The sequence below is a fragment of the Micromonospora sp. CPCC 205546 genome, from assembly GCF_036902715.1.
Lineage (GTDB): Bacteria > Actinomycetota > Actinomycetes > Mycobacteriales > Micromonosporaceae > Micromonospora.
The window spans coordinates 134,117-152,372 of the sequence record NZ_JBAKHL010000007.1 but is presented as its reverse complement, the minus strand read 5'-3'; the positions used below and the strand labels follow the sequence as shown (position 1 = coordinate 152,372).

General features: G+C 73.2%; 17 protein-coding genes and 1 tRNA gene. 6 read left to right on the top strand and 12 right to left on the bottom strand.

The window, feature by feature from the left end; all coding sequences use genetic code 11:
- The first annotated feature begins 24 nt into the window (after positions 1 to 24).
- Positions 25 to 387 (top strand): hypothetical protein, encoded by a 363-nt coding sequence (locus V6U77_RS06445; RefSeq protein WP_334605267.1) that lies wholly within the window; start codon positions 25 to 27, stop codon positions 385 to 387.
- Positions 388 to 469: 82 nt separating this feature from the next.
- Here the strand turns inward: V6U77_RS06445 and V6U77_RS06440 are convergent, their stop codons facing one another.
- From V6U77_RS06440 to rpmB, 12 genes are all read right to left on the bottom strand, one after another.
- On the bottom strand, positions 470 to 1,675 hold the full coding sequence (locus tag V6U77_RS06440) for a hypothetical protein (protein WP_334605266.1): 1,206 nt from the start codon (positions 1,673 to 1,675) through the stop codon (positions 470 to 472).
- Positions 1,676 to 1,815: 140 nt separating this feature from the next.
- On the bottom strand, positions 1,816 to 2,211 hold the full coding sequence (locus tag V6U77_RS06435; protein ID WP_334605265.1) for a hypothetical protein: 396 nt from the start codon (positions 2,209 to 2,211) through the stop codon (positions 1,816 to 1,818).
- A 56-nt stretch (positions 2,212 to 2,267) separates the two neighbouring features.
- A complete protein-coding gene (locus V6U77_RS06430; protein WP_334605264.1) occupies positions 2,268 to 3,182 on the bottom strand; it encodes an anchored repeat-type ABC transporter permease subunit in 915 nt (304 codons plus the stop codon).
- Complete coding sequence (locus tag V6U77_RS06425; RefSeq protein ID WP_334605263.1) at positions 3,182 to 3,925, bottom strand: anchored repeat-type ABC transporter ATP-binding subunit; 744 nt, start codon at positions 3,923 to 3,925, stop codon at positions 3,182 to 3,184. Before V6U77_RS06425 ends, V6U77_RS06430 begins: the two co-directional genes overlap by 1 nt.
- Complete coding sequence (locus tag V6U77_RS06420) at positions 3,922 to 4,899, bottom strand: choice-of-anchor M domain-containing protein (RefSeq protein WP_442934381.1); 978 nt, start codon at positions 4,897 to 4,899, stop codon at positions 3,922 to 3,924. Before V6U77_RS06420 ends, V6U77_RS06425 begins: the two co-directional genes overlap by 4 nt.
- Complete coding sequence (locus V6U77_RS06415) at positions 4,896 to 6,443, bottom strand: anchored repeat ABC transporter, substrate-binding protein (RefSeq protein ID WP_334605303.1); 1,548 nt, start codon at positions 6,441 to 6,443, stop codon at positions 4,896 to 4,898. The genes V6U77_RS06420 and V6U77_RS06415 overlap by 4 nt, the downstream gene beginning before the upstream one ends.
- 77 nt (positions 6,444 to 6,520) lie before the next feature.
- Positions 6,521 to 8,137, bottom strand: coding sequence for a TIGR03773 family transporter-associated surface protein (locus V6U77_RS06410; RefSeq protein WP_334605261.1), 1,617 nt, complete (start codon positions 8,135 to 8,137; stop codon positions 6,521 to 6,523).
- A complete protein-coding gene (locus tag V6U77_RS06405; RefSeq protein ID WP_334605260.1) occupies positions 8,134 to 9,348 on the bottom strand; it encodes a WxL protein peptidoglycan domain-containing protein in 1,215 nt (404 codons plus the stop codon). The genes V6U77_RS06410 and V6U77_RS06405 overlap by 4 nt, the downstream gene beginning before the upstream one ends.
- A gap of 133 nt (positions 9,349 to 9,481) precedes the next feature.
- Positions 9,482 to 10,954 carry a choice-of-anchor M domain-containing protein gene (locus V6U77_RS06400; protein WP_334605259.1) on the bottom strand — a complete coding sequence of 491 codons (1,473 nt, stop codon included), beginning with the start codon at positions 10,952 to 10,954 and terminating at the stop codon, positions 9,482 to 9,484.
- A gap of 142 nt (positions 10,955 to 11,096) precedes the next feature.
- Positions 11,097 to 11,402, bottom strand: a complete 306-nt coding sequence (gene rpsN, locus V6U77_RS06395; protein WP_334605258.1) for a 30S ribosomal protein S14 — start codon at positions 11,400 to 11,402, stop codon at positions 11,097 to 11,099.
- Positions 11,402 to 11,569: a 50S ribosomal protein L33 gene (gene rpmG / locus V6U77_RS06390; RefSeq protein ID WP_013287204.1), complete on the bottom strand. Its 168-nt coding sequence runs from the start codon at positions 11,567 to 11,569 to the stop codon at positions 11,402 to 11,404. The genes rpsN and rpmG overlap by 1 nt, the downstream gene beginning before the upstream one ends.
- A complete protein-coding gene (rpmB, locus tag V6U77_RS06385) occupies positions 11,569 to 11,805 on the bottom strand; it encodes a 50S ribosomal protein L28 (protein ID WP_334605257.1) in 237 nt (78 codons plus the stop codon). Before rpmB ends, rpmG begins: the two co-directional genes overlap by 1 nt.
- A gap of 178 nt (positions 11,806 to 11,983) precedes the next feature.
- Between rpmB and V6U77_RS06380 the strand changes: the two genes are divergently transcribed.
- From V6U77_RS06380 to V6U77_RS06360, 5 genes are all read left to right on the top strand, one after another.
- Positions 11,984 to 13,240, top strand: a complete 1,257-nt coding sequence (locus tag V6U77_RS06380; RefSeq protein WP_334605256.1) for a CobW family GTP-binding protein — start codon at positions 11,984 to 11,986, stop codon at positions 13,238 to 13,240.
- Positions 13,241 to 13,369: 129 nt separating this feature from the next.
- Positions 13,370 to 14,005, top strand: a complete 636-nt coding sequence (locus V6U77_RS06375) for a hypothetical protein (RefSeq protein ID WP_334605255.1) — start codon at positions 13,370 to 13,372, stop codon at positions 14,003 to 14,005.
- 86 nt (positions 14,006 to 14,091) lie between these two features.
- Positions 14,092 to 14,219, top strand: a tRNA-OTHER gene (locus tag V6U77_RS06370).
- Between the two features lies 1 nt (position 14,220).
- Positions 14,221 to 16,380 (top strand): hypothetical protein, encoded by a 2,160-nt coding sequence (locus V6U77_RS06365; protein WP_334605254.1) that lies wholly within the window; start codon positions 14,221 to 14,223, stop codon positions 16,378 to 16,380.
- A 548-nt stretch (positions 16,381 to 16,928) separates the two neighbouring features.
- Positions 16,929 to 18,251: an NAD(P)/FAD-dependent oxidoreductase gene (locus tag V6U77_RS06360; protein ID WP_334605253.1), complete on the top strand. Its 1,323-nt coding sequence runs from the start codon at positions 16,929 to 16,931 to the stop codon at positions 18,249 to 18,251.
- The last annotated feature ends 5 nt before the right edge of the window (positions 18,252 to 18,256 follow it).

Here is an 18,256-nt window from a genome sequence, read left to right as displayed (position 1 = left end):
ACTGCCGGTTGCTACCGTCCCGGGATGCGGTGGACGATGGCCCGGCGCGGCCTCGCCGTGCTGGCCGGCTGGTACGCGTTCGCCGTGCTCACGCCGGTCGCGGCGGCGACGTGGATCCTCGGTCCGGAGTTCCTGGGCCTGGGCTCGCACGCGCCCGGCCCGGCGAGGCTGTGCACGGAGAAGACCCTGGCCTGCTACGACGGTCCGGGCGTGTGGGACCTGCTCCGGCTCTGCGCACTGCCCCTCACGGGCAGTCTCGTCATCTCGCTGCTGGTGCACCGGCTCCTCGTCGACCGGGTCGCCTCGGCTGTCGCCACGGGCACCCTGGCGGCGTTCAGCGGCTGGCTGGGGTGCGCGCTGCTGACCTGCGCCCTGCTCCACCGCTGACCCGGGCGCGTCAGGTTCGACAGGTCGCCTCCGCGAACTCCTCGAGGCCCCCGGACAGGGCCGAGACAGCGGGGTGCGGGGGTCAGCTGAGCGTGGAGCCGGTCAGCGTCGGGTTGCGGGCGCCGAGGAAGAAGATGCCGGGATAGCCGCGCGTCTCGAAGCCGTCGCTCGGGTTGCGGCGCAGGGTGGAGTTCTCGATCCGCATGGTGCCGGTGCGGTCGTTGCTGACGAAGAAGACGGCACCGCCGCCCTCGTTCGCCTTGTTGCCTTCGATGACGGTGCCGGCGATGCGGACGGTGAACCCGTCGCCGTCGCAGTAGATGGCCCCGCCGCTGCCGCCACCCGGCGTGCCGGCCCTGGCCGGGTTGGCCCCGGTGCCGACTGCCCGGTTGTCGCTCAGGAGACTGTTCAGCACCACCCAGCTGACTCCGATGCTGCTCAGCGCGCCGCCGTTGGCACAGACGCCGCCGTCGAACGTGCTGCCCACGACGTACACCGGCTTGTTCCCGTACTGGCTGAGCACCCGGACGGCCGCGCCGCCCAGGTCGGGACCGGTCCGGTCGCAGCGGTTGCGGACGAAGCGTGAGTTGACCACCTTGAACCGGCCGCCCCGCACGAAGATCGCCCCACCACCACCGCCCTCGGCCCGCTCGCCGGTGGAGTTGCCGTCGGCGAAGGTCAGGTTCTGCACGGTGAGCTGCGGGTGGTCCTGGTTCTGGCAGTGCGAGGTGGTCCAACCCTGCGCGCCGTCGCAGGTGTTCATGTAGAGGATCCGCCGCCTCCCCTGGCCGCTGAGGGTGACCTTGCCCCCGCCGTCCAGCACCACCCTCGGCCCGTTGGCGTTGCGGACCTTGGCGGTGGCCGTCATCCTGATCGTCACCGGGTCCGGCCCGCAGTCGAAGGTGATCACGCCGCCGGCCGCGACCGCCTTCACCACCGCGGCCGAGGTGCAGCTGGCGGCGGTGCCACTGCCGATCGTCCGGGTCGGCTTCGACGTGTCGACGGCCCGCGCCTCGGCCGGCACGTCCGCACCGCCTCCCGGGTTGCCGGCCCTCAGCGCCCCGGCCTTCGCCGAGGGCCTGGGGCTCGCACCCGCGGCGGGCCCACCGAGGCCGGAACGGGCCGCCGGGGCGCCTGTGGGGCTGGTCGCCGCGACCCCGCCGGACGGCGCCGGGGCGACCACGGGGGCCGGCGGGGTGCCGCCATCGGGGGCGGATCTCCCGCAGGCGGGCAGGCCCGTCCCGGCGACGGTCAGGGCGAGCAGGGCGACAAGTGGCTTCACACGCACGCGGTGATGCTAGGGCGTGTGTCGAAGTCCGTCACGACTCGTCCGCCAGGACGCGGTCAGCGCCGACCAGAGGCTCGACGCGTGTCCACTCGGAACGGACCGTGCTCCCGTGGGTCACGTACCGGTGCGGCTGTCAGGGCTCAGACGACGTCGAAGATGTCGAGGACCGTCCGGCGCGGGCTGTGCGGTGGGATGAGCAACGACGACAGTGGGCCGAGGACGAGACCGGCGACTCCCGCCACAGCCCCGATCACGACAGGTGCGCTCTCGTTCCGATCCACGGCGGCGACCGCCGAGGCCAGGCCCCAGGCGGCGAGGTATCCGCATGGCGTGGTCAACAACGCCGGCCAGAGACGACCGCTGCCCGCGACCACCGTCATGATGAACACCACGCCGATGGCGCCGATGCCGGCGGTGACCGGATACAGGTCGTGCTGGACACCGCCGACGATCGCGGCACAGATAGCCAGAGCGGCCGGCACGATGAGCACGAAGGTCATCAGGACGACCAGGAAGTTCCCGAGGCGGGTCCGCATGGTTTCAGGAGACTAGTGCCAGGGCGCACAGGTGCCGCCGCGGGGACGGTCACGGTTCAGGGGCGGGATCGCCTCGGTGGCTCCGGTCCGCGGGTGGCGGCGACGGACCCCTGCCCGCCCGGACCCCGCCAGCGTCTGGTCAGCAGGCCGTGTCGCGGGGCGAGCAGCCAGGCCACGAGGAAGACGGCGGTGGCGACCAGGACGACGGTGCCGCCGACCGGTGTGTCGTAGCTCCAGGACAGGTAGAGCCCCACGGTCGCCGAACCTCCACCGATCACCGGCGCGAGCAGCATCATCACGCCGAGCCGGTCGGTGAGCAGGCGGGCGGCCGCGGCGGGGGTGATCAGCAGGGCCAGGACGAGGATGTTGCCGATGGTCTGCAGCGAGATCACCACGGCCAGGGTCACCAGGACGTAGAGCACGATGTCGAGCCAGAAGACGGGCAGCCCCGTCGCGCGGGACATCTCCCGGTCCAGGCACACGGCGACGAACTCCTTGTGCAGCGCCAGCACCAGCCCGAGGATGACCAGGCCGGTGCCCCCGACCAGGTAGAGGTCCCGGTCCGGGATGCCGGTGATCGAGCCGAACAGGAACTGTTGCAGCGATCCGGCGTAGCCGGGCGCCTGCGAGATGATCACGATGCCGAGGGCGAACGCGGCGACCAGGAAGACGCCGATCAGCGAGTCCTCCTTGACGCGCCGGTTCTGCGCGAAGATCGCGATCAGCAGGGCGGTGGCGACGCCGGCGACGGCGCCGCCGAGCACCAGACTGCCCTGCAGGACGAAGGCGACCGCGACGCCCGGGAAGACCGCGTGGGCCACGGCGTCGCCGATGAAGGCCATGCCCCGCAGGACCACGTAGCAGCCGACGACACCGCAGACGATGCTGGACATGACCGCGATCGCCAGCGCCTTGGGAAGGAACGCGAGGTCGGGGTTGAGCAGGTCGGTGACGAAATCGGTGATCGACATCAGGCGGCCCTCACGAGCTTCAGCAGCGGGGACGTGGCGCTCACCCCGAACGTCCTGGTCCACACCTCGACGTCCTGCAGCTCCGCCGGCGGCCCGTCGGCGACGATCCGGCCGTTGAGCAGCACCAGGCGGGTGCAGGAGTCGACCGCGGCGACCAGGTCGTGGGTCGTCATCAGGACCGCGCGGCCCTCCCGGGCCAGGCTGGTGAACAGCTCGCCCAGCAGTTCCTGGGTGGGCATGTCCAGTCCGGTGAACGGCTCGTCGAGCAGCAGGATGCTCGGCGCGAGCGCGAGGGCCCGCGCGACCAGGACGCGTTGGCGTTGCCCACCGGACAGCTCCCCGGCCGGCCGGCGACGCAACCCGGTGAGCTGGACCCGCTCCAGCGCGTCGCCGACCGCCCGCCAGTCGGCCACGCCGGGACGGCGCAGCAGGCCGAGCCGGCCGGTGCGGCCGCTCATCACGGCCTGTTCGACGGAGATCGGGAAGTCCCAGCTGAACTCGTGGCGCTGGGGCACGTAGCCGATTCCCGAGCCGCCGGGGCGCGAGGCTCTGCCCTGCACCAGCACGCGACCACCGCGGGTGCGGATCAGCGCCAGGATGGCGCGCAGCAGGGTGGTCTTCCCGGCGCCGTTGGGACCGAGCAGGCCCACCAGCTCGCCCCGGTCCAGGTGCAGCCGGATGTCGCGCAGCACCGGCCGGCCGCCGAGGTCCACGTCGAGGTGGTCCACTTCGAGCATCCTCACGGTCGCCCCTCCGACGGTGACGTGGCGCGTTCGCGTTCGGCCCGCCGTTTCGCGCCGCGCCCGCGCAGCAGCAGCACGAGCAGACCGACGGTGAGCAGGACCGCCGCACCCGCCAGCGCCGTGAGCAGCGGCGTCCGGGGTCCGTCGGCCGGCCCGCCGGCGTCGGTCCGGTCCTCGCCGGAGGCCGGCGAGGCTGGCGCGGGGATGTCGGCCGTGGCGGCGAACGCCTCGGCGGCGCTCGTCCGGTCCCCCACCGCGAAGCGCAGCGTGCGCGTCGCCGACACGGTCTCGCCGTCGACCAGGTCGGCCGACACCTGTACGGCGACCAGGTAGACGCCGGGTTCGGTGAAGACCCAGTTGGCGTGGGTGTGGGTGTTCACCTCCGCCCAGAACGACTTGGCCTTCGACCCGGTGGAGCGCCACAGCGCCTGTGGTGGCGCGAGGTTCCCCGACTGCAGGTACGACGTCAGGGTTCCCGGGCCGCGTACGCCGAGCAGGGTCAGCGTGACGCCCCGGTCGATGGTCCGCATCACCCGGGGGTCCTGGGTGTTCCAGCCGAGCCAGACGACGTCCCGGTTCTGCGTCTGCGGCACCACGTACACCCGCTTGCCCGCCCGCACGCCGAGGAACGCGTACGCCGGGTCGTCCGGGACGCTCTGCAGCGCGGCGTCGGACACCCGCAGCAGGGTCGCGTCGGGGTCGCGCCACACCGGTTGCGCCCGCGTGCCGTCGTGGATGAGCAGGGCCCACCGGTCGTCGACGTAGCGGGGGCCGATGTCGACGTGCCCGGCGGCGAGTTCCGCCCGTTCGGTGGCGAGGGGCTGGTCGACCGCTATCGACTGGTCGAGACCGGGCGTCGGTTCCTCGGCCCGCGCGGGGGTCTGTGCCGTGGCCAGCACGATCAGTGTGGCGAGCACGCACCGCCCGATGGTGGTCGTCCTGCGGGTGTGGCGTCGCGCCCGTACTGCCGTCACTGGTTCCTCCCGTGCTCGGCCCCGGTGAGGCAGTCGCGCAGCGACTCGGCGTTGAACCGCATCATGTCCAGGTAGGTGGTGACGTCGTGGTCGAAGGTGTCGCCGTAGATCGGGCACACCCGGATGCCCTCCTCCCGGGCCACCTCGGTCAGGGTGCTGGCGCGGGCCGCCAGGTTCGGTTCCAGGAACACGGCGGGTATCTCCAGGTTGCGGATCGTCTCGGTGAGCCGGCGGCGGTCGGCGAGGCTCGGCTCGGTGGCGGGGTTGGGGGTGACGAAGCCGGAGATCCGGATTCCGTACGCCTGCCCGAGGTAGCCGAACGCGTCGTGGGTGCTGACGAGGTGGCGGCGGGCCGGTGGGATCTGCGCGAGGGTCTGCCGCACGTAGGTGTCGAGTTTCTCCAGTTCGCCCAGGTAGGTCGAGGCGTTCGCGCGGTAGGTGGTGGCGCCTCGGGGGTCGGCTGCGATGAGGGTGTCGCGGATGAGCTCCACGTAGGACATCGCGTTGCGGACGTTCTGCCACAGGTGCGGGTCGATCTCGCCGTGCACGTGCTTGCCGAGGACGGCCTGCGGGAGCTGGTGGACGTGGGTGCCCGGCCGTCCGAGGAACCGGAACCGCCGGTCGGCGGGCACCTCCCGCAGTGCCTTGTTCGGCACCTCGACGACCGTGCGCGCGGGGTCGTGGACCCGCTGGTCCGCCTCACCGCCGCCCTGCGGGTCGGCGAACAGGTAGAGCCGCCCGGCGTCGAGGTCGACGGTGAGGTCGGCGTGCCCGGAGTTCAGCACGGTCGCGCCCGCCATGCCCGGCACCGTGTGCGGGTCCACGCCGACGGCGAAGGTGAACACCTGCTCGCCGACGGGGACCGGTGCGGTGTCCGGGGTGACGGCCAGCCGCGCCCGCATGGTCAGCCGGTAGATCCCCGGTCTGGTGAACGCCCAGCTCATGTGCGTGTGCGCGTCCGGGGGCAGGGTGGCCGTGTCGTCCCGGAAGCCGTCGGCGGGGTCGAACCCGTCGGTAGAGTCGACATGGAAGACCGGGTTGCCGAACGACTCGGTCAGGTACGCGAGCACACTGCCCGGTCCGTTCGCGGCGGTGGCGCTGAGCAGCACGTCGGAGGCGCGGTTCGCGCCCTGCGCCGCGCCGGTGCCGCGTACCCGCATGCCCAGCCAGATCGTGTCCAGCGACACGTCCTCGACCAGCGGGATGATCTCCGCCGCGTACTTCACCGCCCCCTCGGCCAGCGAGATGTTCGGTACGCCGTCGCGCAGGTTCGCGTCGAGCGACTTGATGACGGCCTGCTCCTCCAGGAGCAGGTAGTTGCTGAAGGCGACGTCGGCGTAGACGACGTCGCGGACGTCGCGCAACGACGGCTCGTAGCTGTGCGGGTCCGCCCCGTCGGGCACGAGCGAGCTGACGGCCACCCGGTCGCCACCGACGCGGCCCACCAGGTCCCGCAGGATTCCGGTGGTCGTGACGACCTGGAGCCGCTCGTCGTGCGCGCTCAGGGCCACCTCCGGGCGGCACCCGGTGACCAGGAACGCCATCAGCAGCGGCAGGGCCGACCGGCGCAGCCGTGCTCCGATCCGGTGCGCGCGCGTACGCCGCTCCCGCGCTGCCGCCGTCACGCGGTCTGCCCGGCGTCGGCGGGGCCGCCACGGCGGTGGCGGGTCAGCAGCACCAGCAGGACCCCGACGGCCACGAGCACGGCGCCACCCGCCCCGGCCGTCAGCACCCAGCCGGCCCCGGTACGCGGCAGGGGTCCGCCGCCGGGCCCGGCCGTACCGGCGTCACCGTCGCCCGCACCGTCGGCGCCGCCACCGGTCCCGGGGCCGAAACCGCCGGTCGGGTCGGTGCTGTCGCCGACGGCGATGGTGAGCGTCTTCGTGTCGGTGACCGCCCGGCCGGCGGTGGTGGTGCCGCTCATCTGCACCGCGAGGCGGTACAGGCCGGGCTTGTCGAACGCCCAGTTGCCGTGCGCGTGGGTGTTGAGCGGGATGTCCAGCTTCTGCGGGAACGCCTTGGCGGAGTCGAACAGCACGTCGGCCTTGCCGAACGAGCCGGTGAGGAAGAGGGCGAAGCGGCCGGGTCCGTCGACTCCCTTCAGGGTCCAGGTGACGTCGCCCTCGACGCCGGACACGACGGACTGGTGCTGGGTGTTCCAGCCCGGCCAGACGACGCCCGCCTGCTGCGACTGCGGCAGCAGCCACACGGTGTCGCCCTGCCTGCCGAGGAAGTCGGCGCCGGCGGGCACCGTCATCTTCGCCCGGTCCTTGACGTGCAGCACCACGTCGGCGGTCTCCCGCCAGGCCGGAGGGCTGCTCCGGTCGTCCTTGATCCGGATCGTCCAGGCGTCTCCGCTCAGTTGCGGGCCCATGTCGACGTGCCCGTCGGCGATCACCTGCCGGGCGCCGTTCGCCGCCCTCGCCGCCGCCCGCGCGCCCGCGGCTGCGGGCTTCGGCGCGCTGGCCGACGTCGGCGCGCTGGCCGGCTCCGGGGCGGGGGGCGTGGGCGCGGGTGCCGCGAGTGCCCGAGGTGCCGGCTGTCCGCCGAGCGGCGCCGCCTGCTTCGGCGCTGGCGACTCGACCGGCCTGATCGCGGGGACGCGCACCCGGTAGGTCGCCTCCGTACGCACCGTCCTGCCCGACGGCAGTCCGGCCGAGGCGGTCAGGGTGAGCCGGTAGTCGCCGGCCGCGTCGAAGGCCCAGACCGCGCCGCCGGTACGCGTGCCCACCGGCAGGTGCACCGACCGTCGCAGGGCCGGACCGCTGCCGAGGATCGGCGCGGTGCCCGGACCGGAGAGCGTGTAGGCGGTGAAGGCGCCCGGTCCCTCGACCGCGCGCAGGGTGAGGGTGACCGTGTCGCCGGTGACGGCGCCGGTGCGTACCCCCGTGGTGTCCAGGGCCGGGAACCCGGTGTCGCCGGCGGCGAGCGACCACACGGCCTTCCCCGGCGGCCCGAGGAAGGCGAGGGCCTCGCCGGGCGGTACCCGACCGGCGAGGCCACCGTCCGGGCCGAGCACCACCTCTGCCGGGTCGTGCCCTGCCGCGTCGCGGGCGGCCTGCGCGGCGTCGCGGAAGCGCAGCGACATCGCGTCGCCGTCGAGGGCCACGGAGACCAGGTCCGCGCCGGCCACGGTGACGGCGCCCGGTTCCGCCGCCGCGGGGGTCGCCCCCGCGGCCAGCACCAGTACGGCCAGGGCAAGGCCGGCGGCGCCGGCGCGCGTGCTTCGCAGTCTCATCGGTCGTTCTCCAGGCGGCGCGGTGTCACGTTCTCGTCCTTTCCCGTACGGTCGGTGTCCGGTCGTTCGTCGTCGTGGCCCTGTCCGGAACGGTCCGCGTCCGGCGTCGGGCGGTCGGGCGTCATCCGGCCGCCGGGCCGTGGCGCCGCATCGGTACCGGGGTCGTCCTGCCCGTCCGGCCCGTTCCCGGCCGCCCGGCCGGCCTGTGCCCGGCCCTCCTCGCGGGCCGCGGCCACCGCCCGCACGATCTGCCGCGCCCGCCGCCGACGGGTGGCGACCAGCGCCCAGCCGGCGAGGACGAGCAGGGCCGCCAGTGCCGACTGCGACCAGGGCACCGCCCAGACGGAGGCCCGTGCCGCGTCGACGGCCGGCGGCGGGTCGAGGACCTGGTCGCCCACGGCTGCCGGTGTGACGGCGGCGGTCGCGGTCAGCCGGAACAGCGGTGCAACACCGGTCATGCGTACGGTGGTGGTGAGTTCGCCGCCGGGCAGGATCTCCGGCAGGGCGGCCGCGTCCACGGACCGTCGCCCGAGGCCGAACGGGCCGGTCGCGCGGAGGGTGGGCCGCCCGACGAGCCGCACGTTTCCGGTGTTGCGGACGGTCAGGGTGACGGTGAGCGTGCCCCCGGCGAAGGGGTGGGGCGAGCCGGTGTGCCGCACCCGAAGGTCCTCGACGGTCAGCGCCGGTCGCAGCTCACCGGTCACCCGCAGGTGGATCCGCGCGCCGACGCGGTGGTCGACCGCGACCTGGTTGCCCTGCGCGTCGGGCGTGGTGGCGGCGAGCGAGGCGACGATCCCCCCGGCGTGGTCGCCGGGTGTGGCGTCGCGCGGCACGGCGAGCGTGAACGGGACGTCGAGGCGGGACGTCGCCGGGATGGTCAGGGTGCGGCGGGTGAGGCGGACCCAGGAGCCGACGTCGGTGGGCTGTCGAGCGCCGGCCAGCAGGTCGAACCCGCCCTGCGCGGTGGTGAACGCGTCACTGGCGTAGAGGCTCAGGGTGAGCGGGCGTGGTGAGTGGTTGGTCACGGCGACGTGGTCGGTCAGGGTGGCGCCGGGGTCGAGCTTGTAGGTGAACGCCGGGCGACCGTTCGGGCCGTTCGCGCTCGACGGGGCCACCCCCCAGGTCACGGCGGAGGGAGCCGGTGGCGCGGAGGCGGGCGGCGCCGCGCCGAGCAGGGCGATGCCGGTGGCGATGGCGGCGAGCAGGCGCATGGTGGGGACGGTGTCCGTTTCCTGTGGGTGCGAGTGGAGGTGCGGGGTGGGCGGGCGCGGCTACGGCCCCCGCCCACCCCGCGACCGGCCGGCGGCGCCGTTCAGCGCCGCGCCGCCGGCCGGGTCCGGGCGATCAGATCGCGGTGAGGGTGAGGGTCGCGGTGTAGGTTCCCGCGGCCGTCTCGGTGGGCAGGCTCAGTCGCAGGCCCGCGCCGAGTTGTGCGGTGCCCCGCCCGGCTCCGTCGGGCGCCGAGCCCAGCAGGGCGCTGTCGCCCAGACCGCCGCCGGCCCCGGCGACGTGCGGCGTCACCGTCGGACCGGCGAGCACGCCCTGACCGGACCCCTGGGCGAGGATTCGAGGGCTCCAGCCGAGGTGCCCGGCGCTGAAGGACGCCCCGTCCGCCGCGGTGAAGTCAGCCGGGAGCTGCCCGGACGCGCTCCACCCCGGCTGACCGGCGCGGGTGTCGGTCACCGTCACCGGTCGCAGCTCACCGTCGCTCTCCCACCGGTCGCCGCCGGCGGTGAGCTGCGCGGCCGGCAGCACCACGGCCCGGTCCTCGGGGTCGACGCTGATCACCAGCGCGCCCTGCGTCTCGTCGATCGACGCGGTGATGCTCTGGGAGGTGCCCGGGCCCTCCGGCGGTGACGTCACCCGGAGGGTGACCGGTTCGCTCGTCGCGGCGACGGTGTGGTCGTCGTCGTAGAGCTTGGCCACGTACTGGCAGGCGTCCAGCTCGCGCGTCGCGGTGAAGGAGTAGCTCACGCCCGCCTCGCCCGCGATGATGCTCCAGTCGGCCGCGCCGGGGCACTTGCTGAACCAGTGGTAGTGGTCCAGTTCGGTCTGCGGTGTCTGCACCGCGTTGAGCGTGACGGTGTCGTTGGGCTGGTAGCCGCCCGCCATGCCGCTGACCGACAGGCCGACCTCCGGTGCGCTGCCGGGCAGTTCGCCGACGACGAAGGAGTAGTCGACCGGCCCGGTGCTGACCGTGGTGCCGTTGGTCAGCGTCGCGTCGGCCTGGAACTTCAGGGTGTAGCTGCCCAGCGCGCCGAACGCCCGGTTCGAGTGCGCGTGGGTGTGCACCGGGACGTCGATCGCGTCGGGTAGCCCGTCGTCGCCGCGGAACTTGACGATCGGTCCGCCGAACGAGTCCTGGGTGAACAGCGTGACGTCGCCGGGCCCGCGCACGTCGAGAAGGCTCAGCCGCACCTTGTCGCCCTGGAACACCCCGGAGTCGAGGGCGGTGGTGTTCCAGCCGGGCCAGAGCAGATCCGGATCCTGGGTCAGTGGCAGCAGCCAGACCTGGCTGCCCGCCGTTCCGAGGAAGGCGAAGCGGGGGTCGTCCGGTACGGCCATGGCCGCGTCGGGCAGGACCTGGAACGTGACGTCCGCGGGATCGCGCGTCACCGAGGGACTGACCGTGTCGTCGTTGACCTTCAACGACAGCGCGCCGTCCTCGTAGCGCACGTCCAACGCGTCGGTGTGCCCCTTGGACAGCACCACCTTCTCGGCCGCGACGGCGGCGGTGGGAGCCAGCACCGTGCCGGCGACCACCACCGCCCCGACGGCCAGGGCCGCGAAACCGCGAGCCCTCAGAGTCGCAATCATTCCTCCCCTTTCCACACCGCGCGCCCCTGCGCGCGGTGGTGCATGTGGCCCGGGCCGAGGCGGCCCCGGGCTTCCCGCTCCGCGCGCCGGCCGACGGCGGTGCGGACGGTGGCTTCCGGGTCGCGGGCGGCGACCGCCGACGTCACCACGACGCCTTGCGCACCCCGGGCAGCTCGCCCCGCAGGGCCAGCTCGCGGAACCGGACCCGGGACAGCCCGAACCGGGACAGCACGCCACGTGGGCGGCCGTCGATCTGGTCGCGGGAGCGCAGTCGCACGGGGCTGGAGTCGCGGGGCAGGCGGCTGAGCCGTCGCGCCGCCCCAACGCGTACGTCCGGGTCGGTGTCCGGGTGGCTGACCGCCCGCTTCAGCTCCGTCCTCGTCCCGGCGTGCCGGGCGACGAGAACCTCGCGGCGCGCCTGCCGACGGCCGAGGCTCCTGCGGGCCATCAGCGCGCCTCGCGGAACTCGACGTGCCGGCGCACGACCGGGTCGTACTTGCGCAGCACCAGCCGGTCCGGGTCGTTGCGGCGGTTCTTGCGGGTCACGTACGTGTAGCCGGTGCCGGCGGTGCTGCGCAGCCGAACGATCGGGCGCACGTCGGTCTGCCGGGCCATCAGAGCTTCACTCCCCTGCCGCGCAGTTCGGCGACCACCCGCTCGACGCCCTTGCGGTCGACGGTCTTGAGGGCCTTGGCCGTCAGGGTCAGGCTGACCCACCGCCGTTGCGACGGCAGCCAGTAGCGGTGGTTCTGCAGGTTGGGGTTCCACCGGCGGCGGGTGCGCCGGTGGGAGTGGGACACGGCGTTGCCGAAACTCGGTCGCGCGCCGGTGACGTCACAACGTCTGGACACAGTGATCGCTCCTTGCTCAGGTCGTCACGGTAACGACAACGGTTTTCATTTCTACATCACCCGTTCGGGCAGACCCGCGCCGGGTCGCACGCGCCACCCCTGCGACGCCGGGGCTCGCGCCGACAGCCGCCGCCCGACTAGAATGACAATCGTTTTCAACAAAGTCGAGAGGATCATGATGTCGTCGTCCCCACACGCCCCCGTCCACGACGCGGCAACCGACGTCGGCACCCGCCCGTCGCTGACCGTGCTGTCCGGGTTCTGGCCGGCGGCGACCTTCGCCGCCGCCCGTGCGCTGCTCGCCGCCGACCCGTCGTTGCTGCTGGTGCGTCACGACCTCACCGGGATCCGGGACGGCGTCATCCGCCGGGTGGTCCGCACCGGCGCCGGCATCGTCGAGGACGAGCAGGTCGACCTGGCGCACGGCTGCGCCTCCTGCACGCTGCGCCAGGACGTGCTGCCCACCCTGCTCCGGCTCGCCCGGGACAATCCGGGTCACGACCTGGTGCTGATGCTGCCCGAGGTGGTGGAACCCGAGGCCGTCGCGGCCGCCTGCGCCCACCACCTCGTCGACGGCGCACCGATCACCGACCTCGTCCGCGTCGACTCGTACGTCACCGTCCTCGACGCCGAGCACCTGTTCGACGGCCTGGCCAGCACCGACGACCTCGCCACGCTCGGCATCCAGGCCGCCGAGGACGACCACCGGACGCTCGCCGACGTCGTGGCCCGGCAGATCGAGTACGCCGACACCCTGGTGCTCTGGGGGCGGTCCCGGGAGGGAGAGTTCGAGACCGGCAGGATCGCGGTCCTGCTGCGACGGATGGCGCCGTGGGCGGCGCACTTCCGGGTCGACGGCGAACTCGTCGACGCGGCCGCCCTCACCCGCCAGCTACGCCACACCCACCGGCACCGGCCGGAGACCCCCGGCGTCCTCGCGCGGGGTCTGCAGGGCTTCGCGCTGGGCACGCACGAACCAGAGGCCGACTGCGGCGTGGTCTCCGTCGTCTTCCGCGCCCGCCGCCCGTTCCACCCGCGGCGGCTGCACGACGTCCTGGAGGACGTCAATGCCGAGGTGGTCCGCTCCCGGGGCCACCTCTGGCTGGCCAGCCAGCCCGACGCGGTGGTGGCCTGGGAGTTCGCCGGCGGGGGTCTGGCGATGGGGTCCCTCGGACACTGGCTGGTCAGCCTGCCCGAGGACCGGTGGGAGCACGTCTGCGACCAGCGCCGGCTCGCCGCCGCCCTCGAGTGGGACCCCTACTACGGCGACCGGCACCAGCACCTGGTCTTCATCGGCCTCGACGTCGACCCCGTCGAACTGCACCGCACCCTCGCCGACTGCCTGCTCACCGACGCCGAACTCGCCGACGGCGAGGAGACCTGGCGGACGTACCACGACCCGTTCGCCGGTTGCTTCCCTCTCGGCACCGGGTAGCTGACCGCCGCGGCGGCGTGAGCGTACGCGCCGCTTCCGGGACGTCGGACGGCTCCGCCGCCGACCCCAGCCGTCCGGACGACGTCGGCTCTCCCGCGTGTCCGCCACGCCGTCCGGCATGATGTCGTCGTGTCGGACACGGGGACGGGGACGGGGACGGCCGCGACGGTGCGGCGGTACGGCTGGATCGGTCCACTGGCGGCCTGGCTCGGGGTGGCGTGGGTCGAACTCGCAGACCTGTCGAACGCCTCACTGCTGCTGTTCGTCATTCCCCCGTTCGAGCTCGCGGTGTGGCTCATCGCCCTGACGCTGACGGTGCGTGTGGCGTCCCGCTGCCCCGCACGCGCTGCGGCGACGCTCACCACCGCGGTGCTGCTCGCCGGGGCCTGCGTCTGGTTCACCAACTGGGGAGTGTTCCACCCCGCGTCGTACTGGGCCTCGCACCGCTGGGCGTTCGACGCGGTCGCCGACCGTGCCCAGGAGGGACGGGTGGGGACCTCCCGGGAGTACTACGGCCAGCGCCTCCCGGCGCACCTTCGGGACCTGTCCACCAATGGCCGGGCAGCGGTCGTCGGCCACCAGGACGGCAAGCCGGTGGTGTTCCTGCCCCAGTGGATCGGCATTCCGGACGACGCCGGCGGATACGTCCACCTCGACGCGCCGCCCCGGCCGGACCTGGTCGTCGACCTCTTCGGCGCGCCCGTCCGGGTTGCCGGCGGGCAGCACCTCGGCGACGGCTGGTGGTACGTCCTGCCGGGAGACTGACCACGAATCGAGCCCTTCGAGCCGTTGCGAGGTGCCCCCGAAATGCGATGGCCCTGTCGACGCGGCCGGTGCGATGATCGACACCTGGGTCGCTAGCTCAATTGGCAGAGCATTCGACTGAGTAGCGCGTCCGCCCTCCGCCTGCGCGGTCATGGAGGCGCTTCCTTCTCCTTGTTGGATCGAAGGGTTCGGGGTTCGAGTCCCCGGCGACCCACGTGTTCGAGAAGCTGATCATCCAGAAGACCCTGCGCGTGCCGGCCAGCGCCGGCACGGCCGGCGACGGCGCACCGGTGGCCCGGCAGTTGGACGCGGCGCTGCTCGATGTCGGGTTCTCGGCCTCGCGGGCGCTGCTGGAACACATCGGCGCCCTGGCGCCCGCACCGGCGATGGACCTCGCCGCCACGGTCGTCTCGGCGGTGCGCGAGCTGGTGGGCGACCATGTCCAGCACAACGCCTACTTCATCGGATTCCCGGACGAGGTGCCGGACACCGTCGAGTTCTGGACGGACCGCCTGCGGGCGGCCGTACCCACCGGGGGCGGCACGGCGACCGAGGCGCAGCTGCGCGACGCCGTCGCGTCCGGCGGGCTGAACCTGCTCGACCTGCCGGCCTACGGGGCCTACCAGCACACCTACGCCGAACTGCTGGCCGCGCACGACGACCTGATCACCGCGGCCGGCGACCGGGTGACCCTGCTGCGTCTCGGCGACGCCGCCGACGTGGAGGCAGCGCGGCTCTATCTGGCGCTGGCCGGCAGCGCGACGCCCCACGGCGAGGCGGACCTCGCGATCCTCGGCGAGCTCGCCGTCGCCTGCGTCGACGGCGCACAGCCCGCCGAGATTCCGGTACGGGAGAACCGTGCCGTGCTCAACGGGATCCGGCTCGTCCTCGGCCGGCCGCTGGTCGGCGTGGACACGACGACCGACGTGCTGCGCCTCGCCTGTCAGGTCTCCGGCGGGGACGCCTCGCTCGTGGCACCCACCCGGTTCCGTGCCTTCCGGCGGCCCGAGCGGCGGATGCTGCTGGCCGCGCTGAACGAGGTCGTCCGGGCGAGCCCGGACAAGCTCGGCGACGTCGTGCGCCACGCCGAGCGGTGGAAGCGGCTCGGGGAACGGCTGCACCCGCACGAGTACGACCGGTGGCCGCACGCGCAGGAGGTGTTCGCGGTCGCGCGTGGCGAGCGGCGGGTGCGCACCATCGCCGGCCGGGCGGAGGCGGCGATCCGCGCCGGAGCCGTCGGGCGGGCTGCCGCCGTGCTGTCGGCTGCGCCGGGCCTGCTCCTGCGGTCCGCCGACCGGCTGCTGCGGCTGGCGCCGGCGTCGGAGCGAACCGCTGTCGTCGAGGCGGTCACCGGTGCGCTCGGCTCGGCGTCGGGCCGGGTGCTCCTGTCGCTGCGCGAGCACGTCGACAACCGGCTGACGCCCGCGTCCGCCCGGATGTACGCGAGCCGCTCCCGCAACGCGTGGGTCGGGCCCGACGAGCGGCCACCGCTGCCGGCCGGGCTGGTGGCCGAGCTGTCGTCGCTGCTCGATGCCGAGATCACCGCCCGGCTGCCGGCGCTGCGACGACCGCTGATGGTCGACCCGGCGGTGCTCGACGTCGCGCTGCCGCTGTCCGGCAAGGCGACCGAGGGGGGTTTCGCGGTGCTGCCGAGGGGCTCCCGGGCGTCGGTCTCCGGTGAGCTGCTGCGCTTCTTCACGTACTGGCGTCAGCGCAGTCGTCGTACCGACTACGACCTGTCGGTGCTGCTGCTCGACGACCGGTTCCACAGTGCGGGCCAGGTGTCGTGGACGAACTACCGCCACGACGGCGTGGTGCACTCCGGCGACGTCACCGACGCGACGAACGGTGCGACCGAGTTCATCGACGTGCCGCTGACCGCCCGCGGGCACTATGTGGTTCCCCAGGTCAACATCTATTCGGGCGAGTCGTTCGACGAGGTCGCCGAGTCGATGTTCGGATACCAGACCCGCGCCCGGGACCAGCTCGGCGCGCCCTTCGACGCACGGACCGTGCGGGCGCGCTCGCACCTGCGGGGCCAGGGCCGGGTCGCGCTGCCGATGGTGTTCGCGAGGAACGAGCATGGCTGGCAGGCCGTGTGGCTGCACCTGTACCTGCGGGGCATGCCGTCGTTCAACCGGGTGGAGGGGAACACGTTCACCACGGCCGACCGGGTACGCGCGCTGATGCAGCGGCGTCACCTCACCGTGTCGTACCTCGTCGACCGCTGGCGCGCGGGGGGCGAGGTGACGATGTGGAACGGCCGGCTGCCGGACGAGCCGGTCACCTTCGTCGGCATCGACGCGCCCGAGGGCCTGCCGGACGGATCGGAGGCATATACACTTGACCGGCTCAGTGAGCTGATCCCTGAGTGAGCGGCGAGAGCCGAGGCCATGCGGGCGCTTCCTCCTATTCCGTTCGATTCGGGAACTCCGCGCAAGCGGAGATCTGGTATTCAGCACCCGTGCTCTCCTCGGCCCTCGCCCGCGGGGGTTCGCCAACCGGCACGTCGTCGGCTCCGTGCGACGACACCGCACCCACCGTCTGATCGGTCGGCGGTAGCCGCAGCAGACCAGCGCGGCCTTCTGCGGCTCGGGAAGCCGCCACGCCCGGCCCGGCGGCACCCACCACCCGCCCTTGTGCCAGTCCAGCCGTAGCGCGTCGAACGCGGGAGGCACCGGAACGTCGTCGGCGGGCACGGGCGTCACGCGGCTGGTCGGTCCACTGTGGACGTGGGCTATGCTCTCCGGCGGGCCTGGCGGCTCGAGCGGCACGTGCGGCGGAAACAGCGACCGGCAACGGTGCCCGACGTCGGATGCGACCGGGTGACCTGCGGTGACCCGCGCACCCGGGCCGCTTGAGCGGGTGCTCCCGCCGTCGCCGCTGCCTGCGCCCCTCGCTGCCACATCGACGAAGGACCGACATGTACGACGCGATCGTCATCGGCGCCCGCTGTGCAGGCGCGTCCACCGCCCTGCTGCTCGCCCGGCGTGGACACCGGGTGCTGGTGGTGGACCGCTCCTCGTTTCCCAGCGACGTCATCTCGACGCACTTCCTCTGGCCGCACGGGATGTCCTACCTGAACCGGTGGGGACTGCTGGAACAGGTCCTGGCGGTCACTCCGGCGCACACCACGGTCGAAGTGGTCAACGACGGCATCTCGTTGACCGGCTCGGTGCCGGTCGAACTGCTGCGCGAGTACTTCCGGGACCTGCACGGCGACGACTCGGGCGTGGTGCAGAGCTGTGCGTCCGTGCGGCGCCGGGTGCTCGACGAGATCCTCGTGGGCGCGGCGGCCAGGGCCGGCGCCGAGGTACGCACCGGCTTCACCGTCCGTGAGCTGATCGTCGAGGACGGGCAGGTCGTCGGCGTCCGGGGCCGTGCGGTCGACGGAGAGCTGGTCGAGGAACGGGCCCGGATCGTGGTCGGGGCCGATGGCCGGAACTCCTTCGTCGCCCGCGCCCTCGCGTTGCCGAAGTACGACGAGCGGCCCCGCTGCACGTTCGCCTACTGGAGCTACTGGTCCGGCTTCGACCTCGGCCCGCCACAGCTGCACCGGCGCGGCCGGCTGGCCTGTGCGGTGGTGCCCACCAACTTCAACCAGAACATGGTCCTGGTGTGGGGCCCGAGTGAGTGGTCGCGGGAGTTCCGCCACGACGTCCCCGGCAACTACCAGAAGGCGCTGGACTTCGTCAGTCCGGAGCTGGGCGACGTGGTGCGCACCAAGGGAACCCGGGAGGAGCGCATCTACGGCACCCTGGACCAGTCGGCCTTCCTCCGGCCGCTGCACGGGCCCGGCTGGGTGCTCGTCGGTGACGCCGAGTCGGCCAAGGACCAGTGCACCGCGATCGGCATGACCCACGCCTTCCGCGACGCCGAGCTGGTCAGCGTCGCGCTCGACCGGTGGCTGCGCGGTGACACGTCGGTCGACGAGGCCATGACCGCCTACGGGGACCGCCGGCGCAGCCAGAACGCCGCCGCCTACCACGACTACGTCTGCACGCTCGCCGAGATGCGCCCGTACCGGCACGACGAGTTGCAACTGTTCGTCGCGTTGCGGGGCAACCAGCAGGAGACCGACCGGTTCATCGCCACGCACGCCGACGTCGCGCCGGTGTCGGAGTTCTTCCAGGCATCCAACCTCTTCCTGCTCAACGACGCCGCGAAGGAGTCCTCCGCCGACCACGCGGTCTTCGAGGACTTCGCGGAGACCTCCCGCAGCTACCAGCAGAACCTCTTCGCCTGATGAAC